This is a genomic window from Candidatus Parcubacteria bacterium (assembly GCA_023131895.1).
Lineage (GTDB): Bacteria > Patescibacteriota > Minisyncoccia > Minisyncoccales > JAGMDC01 > JAGLYZ01.
In genome coordinates, this window is the sequence record JAGLYZ010000004.1 from 41,615 (window position 1) to 61,720 (window position 20,106).

At 34.2% G+C, this 20,106-nt stretch carries 17 protein-coding genes and 2 tRNA genes; 15 read left to right on the plus strand and 4 right to left on the minus strand.

Annotated elements, in window-relative coordinates; all coding sequences use genetic code 11:
* Positions 1-62: 62 nt before the first annotated feature.
* The 12 genes from KAT95_03300 (at position 63) to KAT95_03355 (ending at position 11,919) form a co-directional block, all read left to right on the plus strand.
* The gene (locus KAT95_03300) at positions 63-488 is read left to right on the plus strand and encodes an NYN domain-containing protein (GenBank protein MCK4520857.1); all 426 of its coding nucleotides are present in this window, start codon (positions 63-65) and stop codon (positions 486-488) included.
* Positions 489-511: 23 nt separating this feature from the next.
* Positions 512-1,159, plus strand: a complete 648-nt coding sequence (locus tag KAT95_03305; protein MCK4520858.1) for a prepilin-type N-terminal cleavage/methylation domain-containing protein — start codon at positions 512-514, stop codon at positions 1,157-1,159.
* 27 nt (positions 1,160-1,186) lie between these two features.
* Positions 1,187-1,726, plus strand: coding sequence for a prepilin-type N-terminal cleavage/methylation domain-containing protein (locus KAT95_03310; protein MCK4520859.1), 540 nt, complete (start codon positions 1,187-1,189; stop codon positions 1,724-1,726).
* Between the two features lie 17 nt (positions 1,727-1,743).
* Positions 1,744-3,417 carry a pilus assembly PilX N-terminal domain-containing protein gene (locus KAT95_03315; GenBank protein MCK4520860.1) on the plus strand — a complete coding sequence of 558 codons (1,674 nt, stop codon included), beginning with the start codon at positions 1,744-1,746 and terminating at the stop codon, positions 3,415-3,417.
* A gap of 79 nt (positions 3,418-3,496) precedes the next feature.
* Positions 3,497-5,554, plus strand: coding sequence for an NAD-dependent DNA ligase LigA (gene ligA / locus KAT95_03320; GenBank protein ID MCK4520861.1), 2,058 nt, complete (start codon positions 3,497-3,499; stop codon positions 5,552-5,554).
* A complete protein-coding gene (rodA, locus tag KAT95_03325; protein MCK4520862.1) occupies positions 5,551-6,663 on the plus strand; it encodes a rod shape-determining protein RodA in 1,113 nt (370 codons plus the stop codon). Before ligA ends, rodA begins: the two co-directional genes overlap by 4 nt.
* A 30-nt stretch (positions 6,664-6,693) precedes the next feature.
* A complete protein-coding gene (gene gyrA, locus KAT95_03330; protein MCK4520863.1) occupies positions 6,694-9,228 on the plus strand; it encodes a DNA gyrase subunit A in 2,535 nt (844 codons plus the stop codon).
* Between the two features lie 189 nt (positions 9,229-9,417).
* Positions 9,418-9,933, plus strand: a complete 516-nt coding sequence (locus tag KAT95_03335) for a methyltransferase domain-containing protein (GenBank protein MCK4520864.1) — start codon at positions 9,418-9,420, stop codon at positions 9,931-9,933.
* Positions 9,934-9,956: 23 nt separating this feature from the next.
* Complete coding sequence (locus tag KAT95_03340; GenBank protein MCK4520865.1) at positions 9,957-10,280, plus strand: hypothetical protein; 324 nt, start codon at positions 9,957-9,959, stop codon at positions 10,278-10,280.
* A gap of 13 nt (positions 10,281-10,293) precedes the next feature.
* Positions 10,294-11,364 carry a hypothetical protein gene (locus KAT95_03345; protein ID MCK4520866.1) on the plus strand — a complete coding sequence of 357 codons (1,071 nt, stop codon included), beginning with the start codon at positions 10,294-10,296 and terminating at the stop codon, positions 11,362-11,364.
* Between the two features lie 58 nt (positions 11,365-11,422).
* Positions 11,423-11,749 carry a hypothetical protein gene (locus KAT95_03350; protein MCK4520867.1) on the plus strand — a complete coding sequence of 109 codons (327 nt, stop codon included), beginning with the start codon at positions 11,423-11,425 and terminating at the stop codon, positions 11,747-11,749.
* A gap of 88 nt (positions 11,750-11,837) precedes the next feature.
* A tRNA-Leu gene (locus KAT95_03355) sits at positions 11,838-11,919 on the plus strand.
* A 35-nt stretch (positions 11,920-11,954) separates the two neighbouring features.
* On the opposite strand, the gene KAT95_03360 is transcribed toward KAT95_03355, so the two are convergent.
* Genes KAT95_03360 through tsaD form a run of 3 tightly spaced genes read right to left on the minus strand, consistent with a single transcriptional unit; the run spans position 11,955 to position 14,491 of the window.
* Positions 11,955-12,494: an Hsp20/alpha crystallin family protein gene (locus tag KAT95_03360; GenBank protein MCK4520868.1), complete on the minus strand. Its 540-nt coding sequence runs from the start codon at positions 12,492-12,494 to the stop codon at positions 11,955-11,957.
* 4 nt (positions 12,495-12,498) lie between these two features.
* Positions 12,499-13,290, minus strand: coding sequence for a PrsW family intramembrane metalloprotease (locus KAT95_03365; protein ID MCK4520869.1), 792 nt, complete (start codon positions 13,288-13,290; stop codon positions 12,499-12,501).
* A gap of 1 nt (position 13,291) precedes the next feature.
* The gene (gene tsaD / locus KAT95_03370; GenBank protein MCK4520870.1) at positions 13,292-14,491 is read right to left on the minus strand and encodes a tRNA (adenosine(37)-N6)-threonylcarbamoyltransferase complex transferase subunit TsaD; all 1,200 of its coding nucleotides are present in this window, start codon (positions 14,489-14,491) and stop codon (positions 13,292-13,294) included.
* A gap of 59 nt (positions 14,492-14,550) precedes the next feature.
* Between tsaD and KAT95_03375 the strand changes: the two genes are divergently transcribed.
* Positions 14,551-14,622, plus strand: a tRNA-Glu gene (locus KAT95_03375).
* Between the two features lie 4 nt (positions 14,623-14,626).
* Here KAT95_03375 and recG read toward each other — a convergent pair.
* Positions 14,627-16,783 carry an ATP-dependent DNA helicase RecG gene (gene recG / locus KAT95_03380; protein ID MCK4520871.1) on the minus strand — a complete coding sequence of 719 codons (2,157 nt, stop codon included), beginning with the start codon at positions 16,781-16,783 and terminating at the stop codon, positions 14,627-14,629.
* Positions 16,784-16,851: 68 nt separating this feature from the next.
* Between recG and KAT95_03385 the strand changes: the two genes are divergently transcribed.
* Positions 16,852-17,562, plus strand: coding sequence for an HAD-IIB family hydrolase (locus tag KAT95_03385; protein ID MCK4520872.1), 711 nt, complete (start codon positions 16,852-16,854; stop codon positions 17,560-17,562).
* Positions 17,555-20,101 carry a glycoside hydrolase gene (locus tag KAT95_03390; GenBank protein MCK4520873.1) on the plus strand — a complete coding sequence of 849 codons (2,547 nt, stop codon included), beginning with the start codon at positions 17,555-17,557 and terminating at the stop codon, positions 20,099-20,101. Before KAT95_03385 ends, KAT95_03390 begins: the two co-directional genes overlap by 8 nt.
* Positions 20,102-20,106 lie beyond the last annotated feature (5 nt).

Sequence of the window (20,106 nt, forward strand, 5' to 3'; positions counted from 1 at the left end):
AGAATGAATTAAAACTTACAAATCTTTTAAATTTTGATTATGAAAAATTTACCCAATTTTTAATTAGCAAAAGAAGTTTAGTTTTAAAGAAATATTATATTGGAGCAATCAAAGAAGAATATAATAATCTCAAAAGTAGAATATTAATGAAAAATCAAAGAAAATTATTAGGCAAGCTCCAAAAACAAGGATGGGAAATAGGTTTTGGCCATATGTTAAAAACTGATAAATATCACGAAAAAGGAGTTGATGTTTTAATGGCAGTTGACTTATTAGCTGGGGCATGTGAAAATATATATGATACAGCAATTTTAGTAAGCTCTGACACTGATCTTATCCCAGCAATTGAAAAAGCTCGTTCAATGAAAAAGAAAATAGAATATATTGGTTTGTCGCATAAACCTTCTTACGCTTTAATAGCAAATTCAGATATAAGAAAATTACTGATTGAGGACGAGTTGTTAAGGTGTTTCAAAGAAACAAAATAAAAATTTAAAAAATAACTGTTTGTATGTTTAAATGTTTAAATGCTAAAAAGTTAAAATGTGAGGGTTTCAGTTTGCTTGAGGTTTTGGTTGCCATTACAGTGCTTATTGTTGGCTTGGTTGGTGCCATAGGTTTGATTGTTTATAATGTTTCTATCAGCAGGGCAAGCCCGGAGAAAATTATCGCTGTTAATTTAGCGCAGGAGGGAATAGAAGTGGTGAGAAACATCCGTGACAGCAACTGGCTGGCAGGTGTGGTTTGGGATCAAGATATTCCTTCTGGCAATTCTATTCCTATTTTTACAGATAATAATAGAAATGATTGGCCTTCTGACCCAGATAAATGGAGACTTAGTCATATAGGGGCTGCGGAAAGCTGGAAAGAAGATGTTTACTATGATGATATTGATAAATTTTATGGCCAGTCAAAAAAGCAAAGCACTAACCCTGCTCAATTTCCAGACGATTGGATTTCAACAATTTTCACTCGTAAGATCACTATTACTGAGTTTTTTGTTATTGATGAGAATCCACGTAAGTTCGCTTTTATTAAGATTGTTATGGCTAAGTTTTGGCCAGACCAAGTAAAAGTAATTTCCCAAGTTGATTGGACTGACCGCAGCGGGAATTCTCATACCATCATTCTTGAAAACCATTTGTATAATTGGAGATAGTAAATCACATAACACATAACACATAACATGGAACACATAACACATAACAAAAAAGCTTTTACTCTTATTGAAATTCTTGTTGCAGTAACTATTTTTGTATTAGTTGTTGCTGCTGCAATAGGAATTTTTGTTTCCAGTATGCAAGGCAAGGAGCGAGTTAATCAATTAAAAGAAATAGAAGACAATGCTCGCTATGTAATGGAAATGATGAGCAGGGAAATTAGAATGGGTTATGAAATTGCCAGTGATGAAGCAGATACCTTTGATTCAGAAATAGATTTTGTTGATTCTTCAGTTGTTTCAATAAAACTATGCAGAGCAGACGAAAATGGTAATTGCGATTCAAATGGAGATTATTTAGCAAAAAGAGAAGAAAGCGCTGCTCCTTCAAGTAATCATTTGATCACTTCCAGCAAAGTAAAAATTACTAATCTTATTTTCTATGTTAATGATTTTGATTTAACTAATAGTCCCCAACCAAGAGTAACTATCTCAATGACTGTTGCTTCAAAAGATGATGCAGTAAGCATGGATTTCCAGACCACTCTTTCTCCAAGAATATATTAATTTTAAACTAATCGCTTATGTATTTTAAAATTTTTCATAATCAAAAAGGACAAATCGCCTTATTAATCACCCTCGTCATTTTAGGCGCTATTTTATCCATTGGCGCTGGTTTAACTTTGGTTACTATTAAAGAAATGAGAATGTCAAAGACCACAGTAGAATCAATTCAAGCTTTTTTTGTAGCTGATAGCGGAATGGAATATGCTTTGCACGAAACCTATAAAAGAGGAGGCACGCCGCCAACTGGTACTTGTGATAATATTGGCGAAGGCGAATATTGTCTGGATACTGATGAAGGAATTGAATCTATTGGAACAGTGAAAGGAAAAAGAAGAACTGTTCGGATTATTAATAACTGGGCAAAAGTTTATGGAGGGACAGGCGATGATGAGATATCAGAGGCCTTTCGAATTCCTGGTGGAGGATATAGTTTGCTTATGGATACAACATCTTATGGACCTCACGCTGCAGCAGGAGATTTTGTTATTGTGGATATAGATGCAGATGGAACACCAGAATTAGGAAAGGCGTTTGGAGGAAATAATAGAGAGACAATCTACGAGGCAGTTTCACATAGGTTGCCAAGTGGAGGATATATTATAACCGGCAAAACAAAATCTTATGGTAATGGAGATTATGATATATTTGTACTTAAATTAGATGCTAATAAAGATCCACTATGGCAAAAGACTTTTGGAGGACCAGATTTTGAGGAAACACTTGACATTAAACTGACTCCGGCCGCTTCAAATGGAGGGTGTATATTATGGGGTGGAACAAAATCTTATGGCGCCGGAGATGAAGATACTCTTGTCATAAAATTAGATGATAATGGAAACCAGGAATGGGCGTATACTTTTGGAGGAGTAAATTGTGATAGGGGGGGATCAATGGATTTAGCTGGTTCAGGATATATTCTTATGGGCGACACAGAATCATACGGAGAGGGGTATAAGGATCTTTTTCTTATTAAATTAAATAGTAATGGTATTTTACAATGGGCAAAAACATTTGGATACAGCAACAGAAGTGAATATTGCGCTTCAAATATCACAACTTCAGATGGGGGGCAAATAATGAGCACTTATGATATGTATAATCGTGTTGGAGGTTCTTTCAGAAAAATGTGTGGCACTTTAATTAAATTAGATAGTAGTGGTGATCAAGAGTGGGTAACAAGATGTTTTTCTCCAGGTGGCTGGGGCGGGCTTGGCGGGCCAGAAAAAGCATTAGATGGAGGCTATTTTAGTGTGGGAAGTTACTACGTAGGTGGTGGCAAATGGCATGGTTTTTTTGTTAAATTTGATGATAATGGAAATGAGCAATGGACAAAATATTTTGCAGGAGGTGGTTCGGACTCTTTTTCTAATCTTAGTGAAAACTATACTTTAGATAGAGGATATTTTATGGTTGGTAATACCACATCTTGGGGAGCAGGGGGTAAAGATGGCATTTTTTTGAAGATGTCTAAAGATGGTTTGATATATGATTGTCCGCCTTTTACGAGCGCTGCTGCGCCGATTTGCAGTTCAGTAGGTGCTGTGCCAACCCATGACATAACAGGAGACATAATAGTTACTCCCCTTGTTGTTGACGAAACAAACTTTACTTTTGACATAGAAGATGACGTTGTTATAGATTCTTCTAATGTCTGCACTGGAGCTGGAGCAAAATGGATAGAGATTAGATAAGTAATTGTGCAGAAATTTCACAGGGGCCCGACCCCTGTTTTTTCTTTTAAAAAGGGGTTATTTGAGATATAATTTAATTATGGATAAGAAACAGACAAAAGAAAGAATTGAAAAACTGAAAAAAGTGATACGAGAAGCAAGATATAGCTATCATGTTTTAGATAAATCAATAATGTCTGATGCGGCTTTGGATTCTTTAAAGCATGAGCTTTTTGAATTGGAGCAGAAATATCCTGAATTTATTACACAGGATTCTCCAAGCCAGAGAATAGGCGGGAAGCCATTAGATAAATTTAAAAAAGTGCGTCATACTGTTGCCCAATGGTCTTTTAATGATGTTTTTGATGAAAGCGAACTTAGAAATTTTGACAAGAGAATGAAAAAAGAGCTTGGAACGCAAGAAATGAATTATACTGCTGAACTGAAGATTGACGGCATGCATATTATTTTAACTTATGAAAAAGGCGTTTTGAAAACTGGAGCAACCAGAGGCGACGGCAAAGTCGGTGAGGATGCCACACAAAATCTAAAAACAATTGAATCAATTCCTTTACGGATAAAAGAAAATATTGATGTGGTTGTTGAAGGAGAGATTTTTATGAGAAAATCAGTTTTTGAAAAGTTGAATAAACAGAGAAAAGAGCGAGGACAGACCTCGTTCGCTAATCCCAGGAACGCGGCTGCTGGCGCAATTCGCCAGCTTGATTCAAAAATCGTTAAAGAACGCAAGCTTGACTGTTTTATTTACGATTATTCCTGGCCTGAAAAAGATGTGCCAGAGACCCAAATTCAAGAGCTGAAAAAATTAATGGAGCTTGGTTTTAAGGTAAATAAAAATTTTCATTATTGTAAAAATATAGATGAAGTAATAAAATTCTGGAAAGATTGGCAGAAAAAAAGAGAATCCAAGGATTTTTGGATAGATGGAATAGTGGTAAAAGTAAATCGCAGGGAATATCAGAACAAGCTTGGCTATACAGGCAAGGCGCCTAGATGGGCAATTGCTTTTAAGTGGCCTGGTGAACAGGCAGCAACGATTTTAGAAAAAGTAGTTTTTCAAATTGGCAGAACAGGCAGGCTTACGCCAGTTGCCTGCCTAAAGCCGGTCAATATTGGCGGAGCCGTTGTTTCCAGGGCAACCCTGCATAATGCTGATGAGATTAAGCGGCTGGGAGTAAAGACCGGCGATACAGTGATTGTTGAAAAAGCTGGCGATGTTATTCCTCATATTAATAGGTTTTTGCCAGCGCTTAGGCCAAAAGATGCTAAAAATATTCAAACTCCGGGTGCCTGCCCTGTTTGCGGTTCAAAAGTAGTTAGGCCGAAAGGAGAGGTAGCGCATTATTGTTCAAACAAAAAATGCGGAGCCAGGCAAAGAAACAAACTTTCTTGGTTTGCTTCCAAGAAAGCATTTGATATTGAAGGATTAGGGCCAAAAATCATTGACCAGTTAATGGACAAGGGATTAGTTTCAAACCCTGCTGATTTATTTACATTGAAAAAAGGAGATATAATTCCTTTGGAAAGCTTGCACCGTAAGAAGCCGAAGGCTTTCCTTCGGGGATTTGCTGAAAAATCAAGTTCTAATTTAATACAAGCTATTGAGAAAAGCAGGACAATAACTTTGCCAAAGTTTTTGATTTCTCTTGGTATAAAATATATTGGTGAGGAAACAGCAGAACTTCTTATTCGCAAGATACAAGATACAAGACACAAGATACAAAGCATTAATAATTTAATTGATTTTTTTGAAAGTAAAAATCAAGAATATTTTGAACAAATTGATGGCATAGGTCCAAAAGCAGCCACAAGTATTAAGAATTGGTTTTCCCAAAAAGAAAACATTCAGCTTTTGCGAGATTTGTTCAAAGCCGGCGTGAAGATAGAAAAAGAAAAATTAGTAAAAAGCAGTAAATTAACCGGTAGGTCTTTTGTTTTTACCGGAGAATTGAAATCAATGTCCAGAGACAAAGCAAAAGAAAGAATAAAAGAATCAGGAGGCAAAACGCCTAATTCAATAAGCAGGAATACTGATTTTCTGGTTGTTGGCAAAAGTCCTGGTTCTAAATATGAAAAAGCAAAAGCATTGGGAATTAATATAATTTTAGAAAAAGAATTTTTAGGAATGATAAAATGACAAAAAGCTTTATTCATCATCTTAAAAGGTTAGACTGGGTTTTAATTGGCTGTGTTATTCTATTGGTTTTTATCGGGTTTTTGTCTCTTTATAGCTCTTCATTAGGGAAAGATAGCTTTCTTAATTTCAACAAACAGATTATTTTTTTCAGCATAGGCATACTTTTAATGTTTCTTGTTTCTTTTTTTGATTACAGAGCCATTAAAAACAGCCCTTATTCAATTTTGATTTTTTATTTCCTATGCTGTTTGGCTTTATTAGGCCTGTTTTTCTTTGCACCGGAAATAAGAGGCAGCAGGGGCTGGTATAAGATTGGAGGAATTTCTATTGATCCCATAGAGTTTACCAAGCTTGCTTTAATTATTTTATTGGCAAAGTATTTTTCTATGAGGCATATTGAAATGTATGGCTTGAGGCATATTTTGATTTCCAGTGTTTATTTTTTAATTCCATCTGCTTTAATCTTTTTCCAGCCTGATTTGGGATCAATTTTAATTTTGCTTTGTTTATGGGTCGGTGTTTTAGTTATTTCCGGCATTAAATTAAAACATTTTTTGATTTTAATTTTTTGCGGTATTTTAATTTTTACTTTAAGCTGGTCTTTCTTGCTTAAAGATTATCAAAAGTCCAGAATTTTAAGCTTTATTCAGCCGCAATTAGAGCCATTAGGTGTTGGCTGGAGCCAGAATCAGTCCAAAATTGCTATTGGCTCTGGCGGTCTTTTTGGACAGGGCATTGGGCATGGTTCTCAAACCCAATACGGCTTTTTGTCAGAACCGCAAACAGATTTTATTTTTGCTTCTATTGCTGAAGAAATGGGCTTAATGGGCGTGGTTACAATATTAATTCTGTTTTTAATAGTTCTTTTTCGTATTTTTAAGATTGCTATAATAAGCTCAAGTAATTTCCAACGGCTTTTTGCTTCAGGAGTAGGAATTATTTTGATGGCTCAAATTTTTATTAATATTGGCATGAATTTAGGGCTTTTGCCTATTATTGGCATTTCCCTGCCTTTTATTAGTTATGGCGGCAATAATTTAGTTTTAACTTTTTTAGCTTTAGGAATTCTGCAAAACATATATTCTCAAAGAAAAGAAATGGAGCTTTAAATTTTCAAGATAAAATGATAAGATAATTATATGAGTAATAATTCAGAAAAAGAAAAACCAAAAGAAAAAACAGCTGAAATTGGTTATATAAAGCCCAGAGAAATTACTGAAGAAATGAAGGAATCATATATTGATTATGCTATGTCAGTAATTGTTGCCAGGGCTTTGCCTGATGTTAGAGACGGTTTAAAGCCGGTTCATCGCCGGATTTTGTATGCAATGTTTGAAGATGGCCTGAAGCATGATGCTAAATTTAGAAAATCAGCTACCGTAGTGGGTTCAGTTTTGGGTCGTTACCATCCTCATGGCGATACTGCTGTCTATGATTCTTTAGTGCGAATGGCACAGGATTTTTCTTTGAGATATCCTTTGATTAAAGGTCAAGGAAATTTTGGATCAATCGATGGCGATCCAGCGAGCGCCATGAGATATTCAGAGGCGAAACTTTCCAAAATTGGTGAGGAAACATTAAAAGATATCACTAGAGAGACAGTGGATTTTAGGGATAATTATGACGGGACCAGGAAAGAACCGACTGTCTTGCCCTCGCCAATGCCCCAGCTTTTATTAAATGGTTCTTTAGGAATCGCAGTTGGCATGATGACTAATATCCCTCCTCATAATTTGTCAGAAGTGGCAAATGGAGCTATTCATTTAATTGATAATCCAAAGGCAACGACAGAAGACCTTTTTGAATTTATTAAAGGGCCTGATTTTCCTACTGGCGGCATCATCTATAATAGAAAAGAAATTATCAGCGCTTATTGCCAAGGCAATGGTCCTATAGTAATAAGGGGAAAAACAGAAACATCTGAAGATAAAAAAGGCAGGAACAGGATTTTAATTACAGAAATCCCATATCAAGTTCAAAAATCATCTTTGGTAGAACAGTTTGCCAAGCTTGTTCAAGAAAAAAAAATCACTGGTATTAGAGATATTAGAGACGAATCAGACAGGGAAGGTATGAGAATTGTTATTGAACTTCAGCGCGATGCTTTCCCGCAAAAAATCTTGAATCGGCTTTATAAATTTTCCGATCTTCAAAAAACATTTCATCTTAATATGCTTGCTTTGGTAGATGGTATCCAGCCAAAGGTTTTATCACTTTTAGAGGTCTTAAACTACTTTATAATTCATAGAAAAGAAGTAGTAATCAGAAGAACCAAATATGATTTGCGCAAAGCAGAAGAAAGAGCGCATATTTTGGAAGGCTTGCATAAATGTCTGTCAAAGATTGATGAAGTGATTAAGACAATTAAAGCATCGGCTAACCGGGAAGATGCGCTGAAGAATTTAATGAAAAAATTCAAGCTTACTGAAATTCAGGCAAACGCTATTTTAGAGACAAAGCTTTCTGCCTTAGCAAAGCTGGAAAGAAAGAAAATTGAGGAAGAATTGGCAGAAAAGAAAAGGCTAATAAAAGAATTAGAAGCTATTTTAAAAAGCCCGCAAAAAATTAAAGAAGTCATTAAAAAAGAGCTTAGAGAAATTATTGAAAACTTCGGCGATGAAAGAAGAACCAAGCTTGTTGTCCAGAAAGTCGGCGAAATTGCTGAAGAGGATTTAATTCCGCAGGAAGAAACGATTATTACTTTAACCCAAGGCGGGTATATAAAAAGAGTGAATCCTAATGTTTATAAGATCCAAAAGAGAGGGGGCAAGGGCATTATGGGGATGAAAACTTTAGGAGAAGATATTGTAGAACATTTCCTTTTTTGCCAAACCCATGACGAACTTCTTTTCTTTACTGATTCAGGAAAGGTTTTTAAAATTCCTGCTTATGAAGTTCCTGAAGGAACAAGGGTTGCTAAAGGCAGAGGAATTTTGAATTTTTTAGAGCTTACTCCTCAAGATAAGATATTATCTATTCTTCATTTTAAAAAAAAGGGAGACCAAGAAGATGAAATGAAGTATTTAGTAATGGCAACGAAAAATGGTATGATAAAGAAAACAGATTTAAGCGAATTTGAAAATGTAAGAAGGTCAGGCTTAATTGCTATTAATCTTAAAAAAGGTGATTCGCTTAGAAGTGTAAATAGAACCTCTGGCCATGATGAAATAGCCTTTGTGACCAAAAAAGGACAGTCAATTAGGTTTAAAGAAGATAATGTGCGACCTATGGGCAGGACAGCTGCTGGGGTGACTGGAATAAGATTAAAGGGGGACGATGAGTTGATTGGAATGGACGTTATTCACCCTGTTAAATTGTCCCGAAAGTTTTCGGGACACCTCGCAAAGCGAGGATTTAACAGGGTAAAAATTCAAAACTATCTTTTAGTTGTAAGCGAGAACGGATATGGAAAAAGAACTGATTTAAAAGAATACAGATTACAGACAAGGGGCGGTTCTGGAATAAAGACAGCCAATATTACTGAAAAGACAGGAGATTTGGTTGCCTCTAAGGTTCTTTCTGGAGAGGAGGAAGATTTAATCGTTATTTCTCGAAAAGGCCAGATTATCAGAACTCCTGTTAATTCTATTTCTATAATCAGCAGGTCAACGCAAGGCGTAAGAATAATGCGCTTGGACAAAGGAGATAAGGTGGCATCAGGCGCTTGTATATAAAATATTTGCTCGGCAATAAAGTTTCAAAGTACCGAACCTCAAAATCCCAGCGAGATTTTGGGTTCTGCGTTCTCGCCTCGCCATTCCGACTCGGTCGGAAACCGTGCTGGCGAGGCTCCGAAAGCTACTTTGAAACCTTATCGCCTCGCTTATATTATTAGTATATTCGTAAGCATTCGTAATTCGTAGATTATGAGTTTTCTTAATCCAGAACAAATTATAAAAAATCTTAGATTGCGCAAGGATATGATTGCCGCGGATTTTGGATGCGGTTCTGGTTCCTGGGTATTGCCTTTAGCTGAAAAACTAGAGGATGGCAAGGTTTATGCCATAGATATATTAGAAGAGCCGTTATCTGCTCTTCAGAGTAAGGCGAAAGCCAAGAATTTAGATAATATTGAAACAGTTTTAGCTGATATAGAAAAAAACTCTAAACTTGAAGATGGGATTGCTGATTTGGTTTTGATCACAGACCTTTTATTTGAAGTTGATGATGTTATGGCGGTTTTAGAAGAAGGGAAAAGAGTTCTTAAGAAAGGAGGAAGAATTTTAGTGGTGGACTGGAAAAAAGATGTTGCTTTAGGTCCAGAACAAGGTCGGGTTTTACCAAGCGAAATTAAAAAAATCGCCAAGGATTTAGGACTGAAATTGGAGAGGGAATTTGACGCCGGAATTTACCATTTTGCTTTACTATTTGAAAAATAATATAATATTGCTATAATATGAAAATGAGAAAGTTTCTATTTATGTTATCAGTAGGATTAGTTCTTTTTGCGCCAGTAGTGATTCAAGGTATAGAAATAGAAAATCCTTTAGACTGCGCTACTATTGACTGTGTGATTGCTTCTATCGCTGGTTTTATTTTTATGCTTGCTATAGCGATTGCGCCAATAATGTTTATAATTGCCGGCTTTGCCTTTATCACTGCGGCTGGTGATCCAGTTAAGATTCAAAAAGCTAAAGATATTGTCCTATGGACAGTTATAGGACTAGCCATTGTTTTAATGGCTTATGGAATAATTAATGTAATTCAGGAGATTTTTATAGAATAATTTTAGCCAATTTATGAAAAAAATATTTATATTAGCGATTATTTTTGTTTTTTTGTTTATTTTTGCAGTATTAATAGAAGCTAAGGATTGTGATTGGAATACTCCTACTTGTGGGGGATGGGCCGGATGTGAAGAAACTAATATTCAAAGCGGGTGTTCAGAGATAGCAGATTGTAGTGTTGGAGAAGGTTTTGGCGGCTGGGCTTGGCCGAAATGTGATTGTAATCTTAAAACAGAAGGTGAAAGTGATTGTTGGTGCGAGTGTAATGAACAATGCGCAGATGATTGGTGTAAAGGTTTTGGTAGCGCTAAGGGAATATGCAAAAATGGAATAGGAATTTGTTGTGATGCCACAGAAACAAATTGCGAGATTGATTCAGATGATGAAGATTGTGACGGCAAATTAAATTGTAACGATAAAGAAGATTGTGAAGGTGAGATTTGTGATACAAATAAAGTATGCAAGAATGGAGCTTGTGTTGAGAGAAAACCAGCTTGTGGTGTTGATTGCCAGCAGATAACTCAAACTTGTCTTTGCGGCAGTAAAGAAATAAAAGTAGAAAGCGGAGAGTTTTGTTGTATTGCTTTAAGTAAAAAGTATGCTTTAAAAACAGATTGCGAGGAACAATGTGAGCCGGTTTGTCCAGAAGATTGTGATAATTTAGCTCCTGCGCCTTGTTATTGCGGTTCAAAATTAATTGAAGCTGATGAGGAGAAGTATTGTTATAACAACAAAACTTATGCTGATCAAGAAAAGTGTAAAGAAGCTGAGGCAGCGCCGCCAGGACCGCCTCCAGTGGTAGAACCAGAATGTCCTCCAGGCTCAATTTGCATTGATAATCCTATAACATCAACTAGTTTTGAAGATTTAGTTAATTCTATTGTTAATTTTATTTTTATGCTTGCCATAGCGATTGCTCCGATAATGTTTATTATTGCTGGATTTGCTTTTATCACTGCGGCTGGGGACCCAGCAAAAGTCCAGAAAGCAAAAGATATTGCTTTATGGACAGCAATAGGTTTAATGGTTGTTTTAATGGCTTATGGAATAATCAATGTTATTAAAGAAATTTTCAGCGGATAAAAAAATTAAAAATTTACAAAGGTCGAGAATCAAAAATAATCTATAATTAAGAAATTTCATGAAAAAAATCATTTCAGTATTAATTTTAGCAAGTTTGTTAGTTTTACCGTTAGGAATTTTGGCGTATACTGAACCAACGCTTCCAAGTACAGAGTTAGATGCTGCTCTTGAAAATATTACGAATTTTCTGTTTTGGCTTTTAATGGCTGTAGCAATTATATTTTTAATTGTTGCTGGTATTACTTTTGTTACTGCCCAAGGAGATCCAGAAAAAGTGAAAAAGGCACGCGATTATGTTTTATATGCCTTAATAGGAGTAGTGATTGGCGTAATGGCTAAAGGACTCACGACTTTTTTATCGAAAATAATTCAGGGAACGGCATAACTTAAATACTTTATAAAATCAACCCATACTGCTTTTAAAGCAGGAGGGTTGATTTTTTGTTTAAGTACCGATAGGATAATAAAGAGATGTCCCTGTGACGAAATTGGTATACGTGCAGCGCTTAGGACGCTGTTCCGAAAGGAGTGCAGGTTCGAGTCCTGCCAGGGACACATCAAAAAAAGGAGCTAAGCTCCTTTTTTTTTGTTTAAGTTTTTATGTTGATTTTTCTTTTCTTTTTTCTTTGTATTTTTGGTATTCTGATAGTTAAAATTCCTTGTTTCATTACTGCTTCAACATGGGAATTATCCACTTCTTCCTGCAGGATTATTCTTTTATAAAAAGGTCCCCAATAGCATTCTTGGTAGAAATAGTTTTTTTCTTCATTTTCATCTTCTAGCGGTTTTTCCCTTGTTCCTTCTATGGTTAAAATGTCATTTTCAATAATAATATCTAAGTTTTCTGGTTTTACGCCGGCAATAGCTGATTGAATCACTAAATCATCTTTAGTTTGAAAAACATCAACTGTTAATTCGCCTTTTTGTTCAAACCATTTTTCCTTGCTCGCTGAAGCTTTAGCAAGGGAGAGTTTTTCATTTGTTTTTTTATCCTCAACAATGTTTGACTCAATAACTTTAATCTTTGATGATTTTTTGGTCTTTATTTTCTTTTTATTCGGCTTTTCTTCTGATTGTTTTTCTGATTCTTCAACTCCAATATTTTGTTTAAGTTTTTTTAAAAAAGACATATTTTTATAATTTACATACGCTTTTCATTTTTTTGAGTTTTTTAAACCCTAAAGAAACAAAAAGAGCAAGCGAAATTAGAATAATAGTTGGTATTAAAATCTTCAAACTTCCCTCAAACATTATTATAGAATAATTAAATAATCCATGCAATATGCTGGCTATTATCAAGCCGATGAAAAAGAATTTAAATTTATTTTTTGCTTCATAGATAGATAAGGCTAAGAAATAACCTATTATTCCTGAACACAGGGCATGTAGAAAGACCGGCCCTAAAAATCTAAAAGCAGTTATTTGCAAGCTTTCTGAAAATTTAATTATTGGAAGCAAATGAGGCTCTAAATACAAAATATTTTCCAAGGCAGCAAAACCCAACCCGGCAATTATCATATAAACCATAGCATCTACTGGTTCGTCAAATTCAGGATGATTAAGCACTTTGCATTTTACTACTAAATATTTAAAAAATTCTTCTACAAAACCAATAGCAATAATATTATATAAAAAGAATATTAAAAGAGCGGAATAGCTTAGGCTTGATGCTTGAAGAAGTCCATATCTAAAAAGGGAGGAAATTTCGCTTGGAGACGGAGATGCAGATATTAGCAAGGATATTGAATCAAAACCTTTTTGAAAACAGATTTCTAAACAAACAGCAGGGATAGTAATAAGCGCGCCGTAAATAAATATTTTTAATATCATTCTTTTTGGTTCAGGATGGACATCTTTTCGTAGATAATAAAAAAGCCAGATGATGCTGGGAGCAAGGCCAAAAACTATAAGTAGAATATAATTCATATTAATTTATTCTAAGATTAGCATTAACTTTAATATTTTTCCAATTTTGAGTTTCTTTTTTATGGAAATAAGCAGTTATGCCTATCATCGCAGCATTGTCAGTGCAGAATTTTTTTGTGGGAGCTAAAAAAACAAATTGGCTGCCAGTCATTGATAATTTCTTTTTAAATTGTTTTTGCAGTTCTTCATTAGCAGAAACGCCTCCGCCAAGAATAATTGTTCTTACTTTATAATCCTTTGCTGCTTTTATGGTTTTTTTAATTAAAATATCAATTACTGCTTGTTGTATTTCCTTGCACATTGCTTGAATATATTTTTCTTTTTTTACCCTGTTAAATAAAATCTCTGATTTTCTTTTGCTGGAAGCAAAAGATTTAACAGGGTGAACCGCATATAAAACAGCGGTTTTTAATCCAGAAAAACTAAAATCATAATCCTTGCTATACATCATCGGTCTAGGTAATTTTACCCTGTTAAATAAAATCTCTGATTTTCTTTTGCTGGAAGCAAAAGATTTAACAGGGTGAATTTTAGATTTCCATTGCCGAGCTTGTTCCGCGATGGCTGGACCGCCAGGGTAACTAAGCCCTAAAATCCGAGCTGTTTTGTCAAAACATTCCCCTGCAGCATCATCTCTTGTTTCTCCGAGAATTTTGTATTTTCCAATATCTTTCATTAAAATCAATTGTGTATGCCCGCCGCTTACAACTAGGCATATCGCAGGAAATATTTTTTTTGGATTTTGGATTTTGGATTTCTCGCCAATTTGTAGGAGCAAATTGGCGAGAATATGTGCCTCAATATGGTTAACTGGTATAATTTTTAAATTCCATAAACGAGCTAAAGATTTAGCGAAGTTCACACCTGTCCATAAACAAGGTTCCAGGCCAGGGCCAGTAGTCACAGCAATCAAATCAATTTTCGGTTTTATAAAGTTTTTTATTCCTGCTTTTTTCAAAGCTTTTTTCAACACTGGTAAAAGATTTTTCTGGTGTTCTCTTTTTGCCATTGCCGGGTACACTCCTCCATATTTTTTGTGAATTTCTATCTGTGATGAAACAAAATTAGAGAGAATTTCTACCCTGTTAAATAATTTCGCTTTTGGCGAAATTCCCCGATTTATCGGGGATTTAACAGGGTGAATTTTTAAAATACTAATACAAGTATCATCACAAGATGTTTCAATTGCTAAGATAATCATTACAATATTCTATCATCCGGGTTGATTTTTTACAAATTTTAGGGTAATATTCAAATGACGACCCCATCATCTAGTGGTTAGGATATCAGGTTTTCATCCTGAAAACCGGAGTTCGACTCTCCGTGGGGTCGCTATTTATTCCAAATGAATTGTTTCTCTGAATTGTTTTAATCGCTCTAATAAAAAGGGGTAGTTTTTTAATTCTGGGTCTTGCTCTAATAATTCCTTAGCAGTTTGTCTGGTTTTTTCAACTAATGAGATGTCTTTAAAAGAATTCATTATTAAATCTGGAATTCCCCATTGTCTGGCTCCGGAAAAATTTCCTGGTCCTCTGATTTTTAGATCCTTTTCAGCTAATTCAAAACCATTTTCAGAAGAAATAAGAGCTTTTAACCGCTGATGTGTTTTTTTAGCAGGGGAATCAGTGAAAAGAAAACAATATGACTGATATTTTGATCTGCCAACTCTTCCTCTAAATTGATGAAGTTGAGCCAAGCCAAATCTTTCTGCGCCTTCAATAAGCATTACTGTAGCGTTGGGTATATCAATACCTACTTCAATAACTGATGTAGAAACTAAAACATCTGTTTTTTTATTTTTGAAACCTTGCATAATTCTTTCTTTTTCTTTTGGCGTCATTTTTCCGTGAAGCATTGATAGTTTTAATTTAGGGAAAATCTCTTTTGATAATCTTTCATATTCTTCTTTGACAGCTTTCACTTCTGTCCAACCAGAAATCTCATCTTTTGTGATTTCAGTTTTTCCAGATTCAATTCTGGGGTATATTATAAAAATCTGCCTTCCTTTTTTAACTTCTTTTTTAATAAAATCGTATGTTTTTTCTCTTTCTGCCGGTGGAATTACTTTTGTAATTATTTTTTTTCTTCCTTTTGGAAGCTCGTCTATCAAAGACAAGTCAAGATCGCCATAAATAGTTAGTGCTAAACTGCGGGGGATAGGAGTAGCAGTCATAGAAAGAAGATGCGGAAGAGGGGACTGTCCCTCCACTGTTCCTTTCCTGTCCCTTGTTAATTTAGCGCGTTGTTCTACTCCGAATCTATGCTGTTCATCTAAAATTACAAGCGCTAATCCCGATGGGCCGGGACCAAACTTTACTTTATCCTGAATTAAAGCATGAGTGCCAATAAGAATATTTATCTCACCCATAGATGTTTTTTCTAAAAGCTTATTGCGGGAAATTTCTATTGTTTCTTCTTTTAGTTTTTTGGAAATAAACTTATCTTCTTTTCCTGTTAAAAGTCCTATATTGATATTGAAATCTTTAAATCGTGAACTCACTTCTTTAAAATGCTGCTTGGCTAAAATTTCAGTTGGAGCCATGAAAGCAACTTGATAACCGGCTTTGATAATTTCTAATCCAGCTATTAAAGCAACGATTGTTTTTCCAGAACCAACATCTCCTTCTAAAAGTCGATTCATCGGCCGAGGTTTTTCCAAATCTTTTAAAATCTGCCAAGTAGATTTTTTTTGGGCATCAGTTAGTTTAAAAGAAAAAGTTTTTACAAATTTCTTCACTAATTCAATATCCATTGGAATAGCAATAGCTTTTTCTTTGTTTAATTTCATTCTTGCCCGTAAGACAGCTAATTCAATTAGGAATAATTCTTCAAATGAGAATCTCTTTTGAGCTTTTTCTGCCAATGTTATTGAATCAGGAAAGTGAATCTGCCAGATAGCTTTTTCTATTGATAAAAGTTTTTCTTTCTGGATAATTTCTTTTGGTATAATTTCTGGAATTCTGTTTTTGAAGCTCATCAAAAGAGGTTTTATAATATAGCGAAGCCATCTTGAAGAAAGTCCTTCTGTTTCCGGATAAACAGGCACAATTCTTCCAGTATGTATTAAATTCGTTTGGGTTTTGTAATTTGTGATTTTTTCATATGCAGGATTAGAAAGATGCAGCCCATCGTCTCCAATTGTTATTTTGCCAGCTAAACAAACATTGTCTTTTGGTTTTAAAGTTTTTGTTAAATATGGCTGGTTGAACCAAACTACTTTTATGGCTCCTGTTTTGTCTTGAACAACAGCTTTGGTTAAAATCATTTTTCTTTTCCATGTTCTACTGTCTTTTATTTCTAATATTTCGCCCAAGATGCAGCAGTTTTCGTTTGCCTTTACTTTTGAGATAGGAATTATATTAGAAAAATCCTCATAACGGTGAGGAAAATGATATAAAATGTCTCGGACGGTTTTAATCCCCAATTTCTTCAGTTTTTTTTGAAAAACCACACCAATCCGCGCAATTTGTTCAATTGGAGTTGATAAATCCATTGCCATTGCCATTGTCTTCATCTTATATTATTATAAAGTAATTAACAATAAAAGTTTTATTTAAAAATATGTTTATAATTTTTACTGATTTGGACGGGACTTTGCTTGATGATAATTATTCATATAAACCAGCATTCACGGTTTTGAATAGTTTGAAAAAAAGAAAAGTGCCTATAATTTTTTGTTCCGCTAAAACAAAAGCAGAGCAGATTTTTTTTCAAAAAAAGATGGGAATAAGCCATCCCTTTATTGTTGAAAACGGTTCAGCTATTTATATTCCTAAAGCATATTTTAAAAAATTTAAGAAAACAAAGATTGTTTTAGATAATAAGTCTGATAAAATAAGAGAAGAGATTAAAAAGCTTCAAAAAAAATATCAGATAAAGTCCTTTTACGATATAACTGAAGAAGAGATTTCCAAAATAACAGGGCTTGATTTAAAAAAGGCAAAATTGGCAAAATTGGCAAAGATCAGGGAATTTGGAGAAACAATAATTGAGGCAGATAAACAAGCTTTAAAAGAATTAAAAAAGAAATTTAATGTTGTGAGCGGAGGCAGATTTATTCAGGTTTTTGGCAAAAAAGCAGATAAAGGAAAAGCCGTAAGAATGCTCACTAAATTATATAAGGATGAGTTTGATAATGTGATAACCATAGGCATTGGAAATTCAGAAAACGACAAGCCGATGTTAAAAAATGTAGATACGCCTGTTTTAGTTAAACATGGCCCTAAGGACTGGGCTGAATTTATTAAAAACTTTGTTTTGAAATATGAATAATAAAATTTTTTTAGTTCCTCATACTCATTACGATGCTGTTTGGGTTTTTACCAGAGAGGATTATTTCCATATCAATATAGATATTATTCTTAAAAAAGTTGTTGAGCTAATCAAAAAAAAGAAAGATTACAGGTTTTTGATAGAGCAGACATATCTTTTAGAAGAAGTGAAAAAACATTATCCAGAGTTTTTTAGGGAGATTAGAAAATATGTCCAGCAGGGAAAGATTGAAATTGCAGACGGAGAATATTTAATGGCTGATACAATGCTTCCCCAAGGAGAGACATTGATTAGGGAAATAATGGTTGGCAAACAGTTTGTTAAAAAGGAATTTGATAAAGATGTGGAAGTAATGTGGCAGGCAGACAGTTTTGGCTTGAATGCCCAGCTTCCTCAAATATACAAAAAGTCTGGTTATAAATATTTAGCTTTCAGGCGCGGTTCTTTCAAAAACAAGCCGTCAGAGTTTATCTGGCAGGCATTAGATGGAACAGGAATTATTTCTCATTTTATGCCATTAGGTTACAGGGCTGGTCTGAATCTTGTGAATCTTGATAAGAGTTATGAAAAGCTTAAAAAACTATCTGCTACAAACAATATATTAATGCCTTCTGGAAGCGGGGTGACAATGCCTCAAGAAAAAACAATGAGGGCAGTGAGGAGTTGGAACAAAGACCATAACTCTAAAATGATAATTGCCTTGCCATCAGAATTTTTCAAAAGTTTAAATAAAGATATTAAAAAATTACCAATTAGAAAAGGGGAAATGTATTCAGGAAGGCATTCTCGTGTTTTCCCGAGCACTTCGTCAAGCAGGATATGGCTTAAAATAAATTTAAGAGAATGTGAAAATAAACTAATTGCCTTTGAGAAATTCGATTTAATTAATTCTCTTTTTAGAAATAATTACTTTGAAGAAATCAATGGTTGCTGGAAAAGGGTTTTATTTTTAGCTTTTCACGATGTTGTTCCTGGGACAGGAATTGATGCTGGATACAATGAGGCAAGAGATGATATTGAGTTTTTAAATGAGAAACTTCCTAATTTAATTTCTGATGTTCTAGATTCAATTATTGCTAAAGATGCCAATAATGAGGATTACGGTGATATTGCAGTTTTTAATTCTTTATCCTGGGATGTTTCTAACTGGGCAGAAGTTATTTTAAATTTTAAACAAGGAAAAGTTTTGAAAATAAATGGAGTAAGAAGCGGAAAAGAGGAAAAGGAAGTTGAAATTATAGAATTATCAAAGCATCAAGATGGATCTTTTAAAAAAGTGAAAATAGGCTTTATCGCTGATGTTCCGGCAACAGGGTATAAAGTATATAAGATTATCACAAACAAGCCAAAAACAATTAAAGATTCTTTTTTACAACAGAAAGATGATTCAATTGAAAATAAGTTTTTTAAACTTCAGTTTTCTAAAGAAAACGGACTTATAAAAGTTTTTAAACAAGGCAAGCAGATATGCCAAGGAAATGAAATAGTTATTGACGATGAAGCAGGGGATTTATACACCCATAAAGAAAGTTTTGATTTCCCCCTAAAAACAGAAAGCGGACAAGGATTGAAATACGGCGCTTTTAAGCTCAAAAAGCTTTGGGTTGACAGCTCTTGTTTAAGAAAAATTATTAATATAGAGACTGATTATTATTCTTTAAAATGGCCATACAGATTAATAGACAGCTTAAAGCCAATAATTTGGAGATATCCTTTTATAAAATTCAAAAAACAGATAATTGTCTATAAAGACATTCCAAGAATTGACTTTGCTATCAGGATTGAAAATAATCATCCAAAAATAAGATTAAGAGTAAAGCTTGACACTGATATAAATAAATCAGATTATACTTGCGACAGCCAATTCGGTATAGTAAAGAGAAAGACAAACCAGTATTTTTTAAAGAAAAAGGGCTGGTCAGAAAATCCATCAGGTTTGTTCCCTTGTTTGAGATGGTTTGATTATAGTAATAACAAAAAAGGTATAACTATTATAAATAAAGGTAATTCTGAAAGCGAGATAAGAGATAAAAGCATGTATTTAACATTATTAAGGTCAATAGATATGCTTTCTTGCGATGGCAGGGCAGGCCCTATAATTCCGGTTTCTGACGCTAGAGAATTAAAACATTATACTTTTCAGTATTCTATTTATCCTCATTCTCAAGACTGGAAAAAAGCAAAATCTTGGAAGCATGGTTATGAATTTAATAATTGTTTAGTTTCGTTTCAAACAGAAGGAAAGAAAAGATATAGGCCTAAAAATTCATTTTTAAAAATTAAACCTGATAATATTATAGTAAGCGCTTTGAAAAAAGCAGAAGATGATAAAGATATAATTGTTCGGTTTTATGAGGTATCTGGTAAAAACACAAAAGCATTAATAACTATATTTAAAAAAATAAAAGATGTGAAGGCAGTTAATTTAATGGAAAAGGAGAAGAAAGAATTGAATAAAAAAATTACTTTCAACGAAGGCAATATCAAGCTTGAAATTAAGCCGTTTGAAATTATCACTTTAAAAATAACTTTATTTTAAGAAAA